The sequence below is a fragment of the Actinoplanes sp. NPDC051633 genome, assembly GCF_040681735.1.
Taxonomy (GTDB): domain Bacteria; phylum Actinomycetota; class Actinomycetes; order Mycobacteriales; family Micromonosporaceae; genus Actinoplanes.
Genome location: NZ_JBFAZH010000164.1, coordinates 1 through 9,903, shown reverse-complemented (window position 1 = coordinate 9,903; position 9,903 = coordinate 1). Strand labels below are relative to the sequence as shown.

Below are 9,903 nucleotides of genomic sequence, written 5' to 3'. Positions count from 1 at the left end.
GCCGGCAACCGGATCGCCACGGCCATTGTGGACCGTGCGGCCGCCCTGGCGACCGGCGACGGCGACCGCGACGGGCTGACCGCCGCGGCCGCCGCCCTGCACGAGGCCGGCTGCCGCTATCAGTGGGCGAGGACGCTGATCTGCCTCGGCGGGGCGGACCGGGCACGTGGCGAGGCCGAGCTCGCGGCGATGGGTGCCGCGCCTATGGCCTGGCCTCCAGGATGATGGTGAACGGGGTTTCGGTGGCCCGGCGTACGTGCGTGAATCCCGCCTCGTGGAGCACGCTGGTGAGCCGTCGTTCACCGGCCTGCGCCCCGAGACCCAGCCCCACGTCCTGCGCGAGCGACCCGGGTGTACAGATGACCGTGGACAGGCCGTAGTAGGTCCGCCCGACCGGGTTGAGGTTGTCCTCCAGGGCGTCGCCGGCGTTCGGCTCGACCACCAGCAGCGTCCCGTCGGGCGCCAAGGCCTTAAGGACGCGCCGCGCGGCGCCGACCGGGTCGCCCATGTCGTGCAGGGCGTCGAACATGCACACGAGGTCGTACCCCTCGCCGGGAAGGTCCTTCGCCGCCGCGACGGCGTACTTGGCCCGCTGCTGCACGCCGGCCTGCGCCGCGGCTTCGCGGGCCGCCTCGATCGACGGCTCGTGGCTGTCGAAGCCGGCGAACGTCGACCGGTCGAACGCGTTGGCCATGATCACCGTCGAGGCGCCGTGTCCGCATCCCACGTCCGCGACGCTCGCACCCGCGCGGAGCTTCTCGACCACGCCGTCGAGGGCGGGCAGCCATTCGCCGACGAGGTGGGCGGCGTATCCGGGGCGGAAGAACCGGACGACGCCCGATGACAGCCGCTGGTCGTGCTCGTGCCAGTCGATGCCCGAGCCGGTGCGGAAGGCGTCGACCACCAGGTCGTGGTCGGCGTATGCCGACGCGATGGTTTCGAAGGCGCCGCCGAGGAACACCGGGCTGTCCTCGTCGGCCACCACCATGGCCTGTTCGGCGGGCAGCTCATACGTGCCGTCGTCCGCGTGGTAGGTGATGTAGCCACCGGCCGCCTGGTTGGCGAGCCACTCGCGGACGTACCGCTCGGCGGTGCCGGTGCGTTGCGCCAGGGCGAACGAGGTGATCGGCCCGGCGCCGGCCATCGCCTTGTACAGGCCCAGGCGGTCGCCGATGTGCAGCAGCAGCCCCGAGATGGCCGCGCCCATGTCGGTGACCGCCTGCCCGACGAAGGTTTCGAGCTTCGTGTGGTCGATGGTCGTGATGTCGGTTGTGGTCACTGTTGCTCCGCTCCTCGAGTGCGGACCCGGGATGAGCCCGCACTTGACGGAGCGTGCTCGCCGGCGCGACCCGGGCACATCCGTGCGCAGCACGCAGATGCGGCTCCGTGGTAAGCACGGATGCCTCGGCGGCCCGATCCGGGGAGAGTGGGGTCGGCAGTCCACCGGCGAAGGGACCATCGATGAGGACTCGGCACGCGATATCGACCGACCGGGCACCGGCCGCACTCGGCCCGTACAGCCAGGCGATCGTCGCCGGCGGTTTCGTCTTCTGCTCCGGCATGGCCGGGATCGACCCCTCCACCGGGACGATCCCACCGGGCATCGAGGCGCAGACCGAGCAGGCGCTGCGCAACCTGGGCGCGGTGCTCGCCGAGGCCGGCGCGTCCCTGGCGGACCTGGTGAAGACGACGATCTTCTACGCCGATGTGGACGACTTCGACCGGCTGAACACCGTCTACGCCCGGCACATGCCGCAGCCACCGCCGGCCCGGTCCGCGCCGGCCAACGTGCGGCTGCCGCACGGCCTGCTCGTCTCGATCGAGGCCGTCGCCGTCCTCCCGGGCACCGAGGGTGGCCACCGTGAGTGAGAGGTTGCGAACGGTGACCGCGGCGGACGGGCGCGCACTGGGCGTGGCTCGGTGGGGCGACCCCGACGGGACACCGGTCCTGTCCTTGCACGGGACGCCCGGATCACGACTCGGGCGGCACCCGGACGAGGACGCGGTCCGCCGCGCGGGCATCGACCTCATCACCTACGACAGACCCGGGTACGGCGCCTCGGACCGGATGGCCGGCCGGCGGGTGGTCGACTGCGTCGGCGATGTCGAGGCGGTCCTCGACGCGCTGGGCCTGTCCCGCGTCGCGGTGACGGGACGGTCCGGCGGCGGGCCGCATGCGCTGGCGGTCGCGGCGCGCTTGCCGGACCGGGTCGTCGTGGCCGAATGCGTGGTCGGAGTGGCACCGTTCGACGCCGCCGGCCTTGACTGGACGGCCGGCATGGACGCCGAGAACGTCACCGAGTTCGGCTGGGCCCGGCAGGGCGAGAAGGTTCTGCACCGCGAGCTCGTCGACCTCGCCGCCGCCGACCTCGCGCGGATGACCGCCGACCCGGAGAAGGTCTTCTCCGACGACTGGCAACTCGCCGACGCCGACCGGCAGGTGCTCGCCCGCGACGACGTCCAGCGGACCCTCGTCGAGGCGACGCGGGAAGCCTTCCGCCGGGGCGTTGAGGGCTGGGTCGACGACGATCTCGCCTTCCTCCGCCCGTGGGGCTTCGACGTGACCGAGATCCGGGTGCCGGTCATCGTCCGGTACGGCCGCCGGGACGTCATGGTCCCGGCCGCGCACGGGGCCTGGCTCGCCGATCACGTCCCCGGCGCGACCACGTTCGTCGACGACGAAGCCGGCCACCTCGCCGACCCGGAGATCACCCTCGACCGCCTCGCCGCCCTCGCGGCCGGCGTCCGCCGTGATCGGATCCGCCCGTGACCGGCACAGCGGCGAGTCAGCGGATCGACGGCCGCCTCGGGTCCAGCAGGTCGGGGTCCTTCTTCACCAGCTCGCGCTCGAAGGCGTCCCAACCGGCCTCTCGGACGAAACCGCGCTCCGCCTCGGTGATCGGGACCATCCAGACGATGGCCACGCCGCGGCCGTCCTCGATGTCCACCGCGTCGAACTTGTCGTCGAAGTAGCCCGGGACGGCCGCGTAGAGCGTCGACATCTCGCTGTTCTCGGCCACCGTGAACGGCAGCGTGAAGGTCTCGCCCTTCAAAATGGCCGTGTGCCGGCGCAGCACTTCCTTTGTCAGGAATTGCAGCGCCTGCGGGAAACGGCCCGGTGCCAACGCCGAATGCGTCGACATCAGGAACTCCATCGACATTTCCCGGCCGCCGGACGGGCCGGGGAGGCGGTGGTTACTGAGCCCGAGCGTCGCGTACGACGTCGAGCCCGGCAGCTGGCCACCTCCCCGGAACTCCGCAACCTGGAACTCCAGCTCATTGCCCTCCGGATCGCGGGTCCAACCTGACTGGATCTTGCCCAGGCGGCTTTCCAGATGGTCAATGAGCAGGGACATCCGTCAACCAATCAGTCGGCGCCGGCACCGCGGTTACACGGGATACATTCTACCCCGCCACCCTGGTGATATCTGTCGATGACCGTCGGCCGCTCGACGTCCGGCGGGAATTGCGTGTTGCTCCAGGCGTCGCCCTGGTCGTGACCGTAATCCCAGTCCCGCTGCTGCGGTGAGCCCGGCGCGACCATCACCTCGCCGGTGCAGTTCGGGCCGGCACGACGGCACATCCGGCCGCCATTGGGCCCGACCTCGGCCTCGTTCCAGACCCGCTGCTCCACACTGGTGCGCAGCGACGGCCGGCTGGTGACGAAGCCCGGCTCATTGGTGCCGCGCAGCATGCCGTCCTCGTCGACCTCGCCCGGCTGGCGCCGGTCCGGGTCCGCCTCGAACCGCCCGTTGGCGGCCCTGCGGCACGCCTCTCCGTTGGTGTTGTGTACGAGCACCGAGGTGTCGCCGGCAACCACGTAGTACGTGTGGATGCCGTCGACGGTCAGGTCGAACGTGCGGTGCTGGCCACGGTAGGCCTTGACCGCACCGACCTGCACCGACGTGCCGGCCGACGTCTTGAGCATCTCGCCCGGGCGCAGGTCACCGGCGTCCACCCAGCGTCCGCGGGTGGCGGACCAGAACGGGTGGTTGTCGGTCGTGGTGATGGTGTTCTTGCCCGTGCCGCCCTTGACCGACAGCTTTACGAACGACTTGTCGTCGTCGGTGCGGATGGTGCGGGTCACCTGTTTGCGCTCGGTGTCACCGCTGACCGGGTCGGTCGTGAAGACGGTGTCACCCGGCCGCACGCGACTGATCGGCTTGGCCGAGCCGTCGGCGAGCAGGACCCTCGTACCCGCGACGAAGCTGTGGCATCCGCTCGGCCCGTCCGCCGAGTCGGAGCCCTTCTTCGTTTTCGCTTTCGCCTTGGCTGCCAGGGCTTTCGCCTTGGCCGCCGCTTCGGCCGCGACCTTCTTCGCCGCCGCTTCGGCCGCCGCCTTGGCCGCCGCCGCCTTCTCCGCGGCTGCCTTGGCCGCCGCCGCCGCGGCTGCCTTCGCCGCCTCGGCCGCCTTCTCCGCGCCCGCGATGATGGCCTTGGCCCACTTCAGTTCCTGGAAGAACGTGATGACGGCCTTGCCGGCGCGGTAGATCGCCTCGGCGATCTTCTTGGCCTTGAAGATCTTGCCCCAGGGAAGTGCCCCGACGATCATCGAGACGCAGGCGAGCAGGTCGCCCTTGAGGCAGTTGATGATGTCGTTGATCCCGAGGAACTCCATCAGGATCTGGCCGCCGGCCTCCAGGATCACGTCCAGCGTGCTTTTGGACTGCAGCTGGTTGGCCTTGGCCAGCTCCTCCGGGGACGGGCCGGTCGGCACCGCGGCCGGGTCGGCCGTGGTGGTCGGGCCGGCGTCGGTCACCAGGCCGGTCGGGTCCGAGTACGCCATCGGGTTGTTGGCGCCGTAGACGTACGAGGACGCCGCGGCGACACCCGTCGGCATCGGGTCACGGGTGGCGAACCGCCCGCTGCCCGGGTTGTAGTTGCGGGCGCGCATGAAGTAGTTGCCGTCGCCCGTGGACGAGTCCTGGTACGCCCCGTGGAACTGCATGGGGTTCTCCAGGCCCGGCCCCTCCGGGATGGCCTGCCCGGCCAGGGACTCGCCGACCCGCGGGTTGCCGAACGGGTCGTAGTCGTAGCCCTTCTCGATCGTGCCGGTCGGCGACAGCATGTTGGCGATGCCGCCCAGCCAGTCGTGTGTGTACGAGTGCGCGCCCGACGCCGGGTCGAGCAGAGCCAGCGGCTCGTCGTCCGGCCCGTACGTGAAGCCACGCTTCTCGAGCACCGCCCCCGACGGGTCGGTGACCGTGTCCACCGCGATCTGCGGCAGCGTGCCCGCGACGTCCCACGACCAGCGCTGCGTCGTCGTGGCGGCGTTCGGGGTCGCGGTCGTCGAGGACAGCCGCAGCCCGGTCGCGTCGTAGGCGAAGGTGCTGGTGCGGCCGTTGACCGTGGCCGACGAGACGGTGTTGTCCAGGTTGTACCTGAACCGGTCGCCGCCGGCCTTGATCTGGTTGCCCCGGACGTCGTACGCGTACTCGGTCTCCCGCTCGTGGTGGTCGCTCTCGACCTCCTCCTCGACGAGCTGGTCGGCGGCGTCGTATTCGTACTCGGTGACGTCGTCGCCCGCGGTGCCGGTGCGCTTCTGCTCGGTGCGGTTGCCGACCAGGTCGTACTCGTAGTCGATCCGGCCGGCCGGCTTCGGCTTGCCGGAGCACGACTCGACCGCGTAGCAGGCGGACTTGAGCCGGTCGGCCTCGTCGTAGGCGTAGGCGACCGACTCGGCGACGCCGCCGCGCGTGGTGACCACCCGGGTCGGGTTGCCCTCCTGGTCGAGGGTCAGGTCGTACCGGGACACCGGGTCCTGCACGCCCTCCACCGGGTCGCCGGTGCGCTCGGTGCCGATGGCGGTGAGCCGGCCGGCGTCGTCGTAGGAGCGGTTCTCGGTCAGCCCGGTCGCCGCGGGCAGCGTGGTGCTGGTCCGCCGGCCGGCCACGTCGTAGCCGAAGCCCCAGGTCGCCGCGGCCGGTCCGGCCGAGCCACCCTGCGCGGTCAGCGAGGTGATCCGGCTCGCCGCGTCGTAGCCGAACGACACCCGGGTGCCGTCGGCGTACTGCCGGGTCTCGACGTTGCCCCGCTCGTCGTAGGTGTAGGTGAACGTCTCGTCCGGCCGGCCCGCCTCCTTGCGGGTGACCGTCTTGATCTGGTCCTCGTTGTCGTAGACCACCGCACGCACACCGGTCGGGTCGCCGTACGAGGTGACCCGGTCCTTGGCGTCGTAGCCCCACGTGTAGACGGGACCCTCCGAGCCGAGGGTGCGCTTGTCCCGCCGCCCGACGATGTCGTAGGTGTCGACCGTCGTGCGCTTGGCCAGCTCGGCGGCGGACAGCCGCGACGGGTCCTCGTTGCGGGCGAGCACCACGTTCTGGGTGCGGTTGCTCTCCACGTCGTAGCTGACGTACGTGCTGCGGCCGAGCGGGTCGGTGCTGCGGATCAGCCGGCCGGCCTCGTCGTAGTGCAGCTCGGTGCGGTGACCCTTCGGGTCACGGACCGCCTCGAGCATCCCGTCGTCGCCGTACGAGTACAGCGTCGAGTCCTCTTCGGGATCGTCGTCGTCGAACCGGGCGTCCGGCCCGGTGACCGTACGCGTCTGGTTGTCCTGGTTGTAGGTGTAGTGGGTCTTGTTGCCGCGGGCGTCCGTGCTGAGCACCGTGCGGTTGGACGCGTCGAACTTCGTCGAGGTCGTGTTGCCCAGCGGGTCGATGCTGCGGACCCGGTTCCCCGCCGGGTCGTACTCGAACCGGGTGGTGAAGCGCGCCTTGTCGGCGCCCTCGACGTTGCCGCGCGGCTCGGTGACCGAGGCCAGCAATCCGTCGTCGGTGTAGACGAAGGTGGTCACGCCACCGGTCGGCGAGATCTCCTTGATCTTGTTGCCGGCCGGGTCGTACTCCGACTTGGTCTGCGCTCCCTTCGCGTCCCGGATGCCGGTCTGCCGGCCGTTCTTGTCGAACTCCATCGAGTTCTTGCGGCCCAGGCTGTCGGTGGTCGACCGGACCTCGCCCCGGTTGCCACGCTCGAACGACGACTTCTCGCCGAACTCGTCGATCGTCTCGGTGGTCCGGTCGAGGTCGTCGGGCTTGAAGTCCTTGGTGACGATCACCCCACCGGGGTACGGGCGGCGGATCTGGATGATGTTGTCGTTCTTGTCGTAGACGTAGGTGGTGGTGAAGTCGGCCTTGACCGCGCCCGGCACGTTGCCGCGCGGCGAGGTGACCGACTCGACCAGGCCCTTGGCGTTGTACGCCCAGCTGGTCACCGAGTCGGGCCCGTGCTGCACGTCGATCGTCGAGGTGGCCCGGCGACCGGCGTCGGTGTAGGTGTACTTGACCGTGCGCCGCGGCTCGTACACCGCCTTGACGGCGTTGTTGTCGAGGTACGTGTACCGGGTGGTCACGCCCTCCGGCGTGGTCCGGCTCTCCAGCCGCCCAGCCTTGTCGAACCTCGCCCGGGACGGATCACGCTTGCCGGCCTCCAGCGTCGCAACCGTGCGGTCCTGCGCGTCGTACGAGGTCACCGACGTGTAGTCGGACCGCCTCGCGTTCGGCAGCGTCCCCCGCGGGTCGGTGGCCGACGTGCGACGCCCGGTCTTGTCGTACCCGAGCTCAGAACGTCGTCCCTCCGGCGAGATCTCCGCGGTCCGCAGACCCGCGTTGAGCCTGCCGTCCGGAATGGACTCGAAGGTGGTGACCTTGCCGCGCTGATCGGTGATGGTCAGCGGGATGCCGCGGTTGTCGTACGTGTAGGAGATCTTGTGCTTCTCGGCGTCGGTGCTCTCGACCAGCTCGTCGAACTCGTTGAACCGGTCGACCCACTTGTTCCCGTCGGCGTCGGTGCGGGTGGTCGGGTTGTTGCGGGCGTCGTACTCGACCTTCTCGCTGAACCGGCGCTGCGGCGCGAACTGCTCGACCAGGTTGCCCGCCGGGTCGTACCGCGACTCGTGCTGGTTCTGGTTGCCGTTGACGACCAGATTGCGGTTCAGTGTGCCGTCGTAGCGGTGGTGGCTGACGTCGCCGTTGCCCCGCTGCGAGTAGAGCAGCACGTTGCCCTTGTAGCCGTCCCACACCGTCACGCCGTCGGCGTCGGTGGTCTCCGCCTCCTGCCGCTCGGGCCGCCACAGGAACGTCGTCGCCTTGCCGAGCGCGTCGGTCTGCTTCACCGCGCGGCCGGTGGTCGCGTCGTACTCGTTGGTCAGCAGCGTGACGCGGAACGGATCGATCACCTGGGCCAGGCGGCCGGCGGTGTCGTAGCGGTACTTCCACTCCTCGCCGCGGGCGTCCTCGACCTTGGTGAGCAGGCCGTTGGTGTACTCGAAGCTGACCTCACGGTGGTCCGGCAACTCGATCTCGCGGATCAGTCCAGCGTCCACTTTGACCTCAGCCTGGTGGCCGCTGGCATCGCGGATGGTGATCAGCTTGTCGGTGTGCGTGAACCGCAGGCCGACCTGGCGCGGGTTCAGGATGGAAGCCAGCCGGCCCTGCGCGTCGAACGCGTACACGATGTTGCGGCGGGTGACCAGCTCCCAGCCGGTGCCGGCCCTGCGCAGCGTGGACCGCACCCCGGCCGGCCGCTGGTAGGCGCCGTCGGTCAGCGTGTAGAGCACCTCGGAGCCGTCCTCGGCGCGCACCACGGCGCCGCCCTCGGACTCGGTGACCCGCATGTCGTAGACCCAGGCCCAGCCGGGCCCGAACGCGGACTGACCGCCGTTGAGCGAGGAGTAGGACCGGGTCGACGTGAAAGTGACGCCGAACGACTTCATCGCCAGGTCCCGCTCGGTGCGGGTGAACGCGCCGGTGCCGGTGTTCACGCCGATCGCGCGGATCGCCTGGCTGGCGTCGGTCATGCCGAGCGCGCCGCTGCACCCGCAGCCGGCGGCCTGACGGGCCGGGATGTCCGGCGGGTTGACCACGTTGCGCGGCTGCGCCCGGCCGGACGGCGCGGACGGTGTCTCGCCGCCGCCGTCGAACAGCGCGGTGATGGTGATGAAGTACTGCCGCTCGGCGTCCAGCGTCCACCCGTCGGCGGCGCCGAACGACCGGCAGTACTCCCACGTCCCGCAGGAGCCGCTGCCCAGCTCCGCCTTGTCCAGTGTGGTCGACTCCTGCCGGGTGCTCGTGGTCGCGTCGAACAGGTCGACCCGCCACCGGTCGAAGGAGTCGTCGGCGACGTTGAAGTAGGCGACCAGCGAGGTGTCGCCGAGCACGAAGCCGGACTGCAGCACCAGATCGGTGAACGCGGGGTCGCCGGGTGCGGCGGCCCTCGCCATCCGCTGAAGCTCCTGTGTGGACACCTTCTCGGCGGCGCCGCCCGACCGCACGCGCGGCGGCATGACCGGCGGCCGTTCGCTGTCGGAGAGCGCCTTAACGGACGCGGCGCCGGCCGGAACGGGCCGCTGCTGCGGGCCCCGGCCGGCGGTGACCTTGGGAACCTCACCCGGCTCGGCAGCACGTGCACGCGATGCGACGGGCGGAGCGAGGGTGATTGTCAGTAGTGATGCGGTCAGGACGGCGAGCCATCGGGCTCGCGCGAGAACATGGGCAGACGCCATGGTCCAGTACCTCCCCCGTGAAGATCCGTGACGAGCCAAGCACGGTCCGCGCCGGAGGAGTGTCCAAGATCTGCCCTAACGCCGAGAAACATTTAAATTCATAACTCGGTCGTTCGGTCACGTTTTCAGAAGTTCATTGACAGTTTTGTTTCCTGTTCCTACCCTCCGTCTTGATCGACATACGGGGGAGATCATCAATGCGTCGCACCTGGTTGCGCGCTGCTTCAGCGCGCCCAACTTTCAGATCCGGCCTGGCCTTAGGCCTCCTTCTCACCGGGGTTCCGCTGGTCGCGGGTGCCCTGCCACCCGCTGCCGCCGCGGCCGCGGCGGCTGCTGATCAAAATCCTTAAATCAATATCAGAAAATATATCAGAATCAATTCTAGCAATACATCCGCCATA

6 protein-coding genes are annotated in these 9,903 nt (G+C 69.9%); 3 read left to right on the top strand and 3 right to left on the bottom strand.

Going from position 1 to position 9,903, the window contains the following annotated elements; genetic code table 11:
• Positions 1-225, top strand: a 225-nt coding sequence (locus AB0M20_RS12445; RefSeq protein ID WP_364297368.1) for a hypothetical protein, incomplete at its 5' end; no start/stop codon positions are given.
• On the opposite strand, the gene AB0M20_RS12440 is transcribed toward AB0M20_RS12445, so the two are convergent.
• Complete coding sequence (locus AB0M20_RS12440) at positions 203-1,279, bottom strand: class I SAM-dependent methyltransferase (RefSeq protein ID WP_364297366.1); 1,077 nt, start codon at positions 1,277-1,279, stop codon at positions 203-205. The two genes, AB0M20_RS12445 and AB0M20_RS12440, sit on opposite strands and share 23 nt — an antisense overlap.
• 182 nt (positions 1,280-1,461) lie before the next feature.
• On the opposite strand from AB0M20_RS12440, the gene AB0M20_RS12435 reads away from it, so the two are divergent.
• Together AB0M20_RS12435 and AB0M20_RS12430 are read left to right on the top strand one after the other, a co-directional pair.
• A complete protein-coding gene (locus tag AB0M20_RS12435; RefSeq protein WP_364297364.1) occupies positions 1,462-1,869 on the top strand; it encodes a Rid family detoxifying hydrolase in 408 nt (135 codons plus the stop codon).
• Positions 1,862-2,770: an alpha/beta fold hydrolase gene (locus AB0M20_RS12430; protein WP_364297362.1), complete on the top strand. Its 909-nt coding sequence runs from the start codon at positions 1,862-1,864 to the stop codon at positions 2,768-2,770. Before AB0M20_RS12435 ends, AB0M20_RS12430 begins: the two co-directional genes overlap by 8 nt.
• Positions 2,771-2,786: 16 nt before the next feature.
• On the opposite strand, the gene AB0M20_RS12425 is transcribed toward AB0M20_RS12430, so the two are convergent.
• Together AB0M20_RS12425 and AB0M20_RS12420 are read right to left on the bottom strand one after the other, a co-directional pair.
• A complete protein-coding gene (locus AB0M20_RS12425) occupies positions 2,787-3,356 on the bottom strand; it encodes a suppressor of fused domain protein (protein WP_364297360.1) in 570 nt (189 codons plus the stop codon).
• Between the two features lie 11 nt (positions 3,357-3,367).
• Complete coding sequence (locus AB0M20_RS12420) at positions 3,368-9,502, bottom strand: polymorphic toxin-type HINT domain-containing protein (RefSeq protein WP_364297358.1); 6,135 nt, start codon at positions 9,500-9,502, stop codon at positions 3,368-3,370.
• Positions 9,503-9,903 lie beyond the last annotated feature (401 nt).

Excerpts from the sequence above, each read along its gene's own strand:
- AB0M20_RS12425 (WP_364297360.1), bottom strand. The coding sequence starts at position 3,356 with ATGTCCCTGCTCATTGACCATCTGGAAAGCCGCCTGGGCAAGATCCAG.
- AB0M20_RS12435 (WP_364297364.1), top strand. The coding sequence starts at position 1,462 with ATGAGGACTCGGCACGCGATATCGACCGACCGGGCACCGGCCGCACTC.
- AB0M20_RS12420 (WP_364297358.1), bottom strand. The coding sequence starts at position 9,502 with ATGGCGTCTGCCCATGTTCTCGCGCGAGCCCGATGGCTCGCCGTCCTG.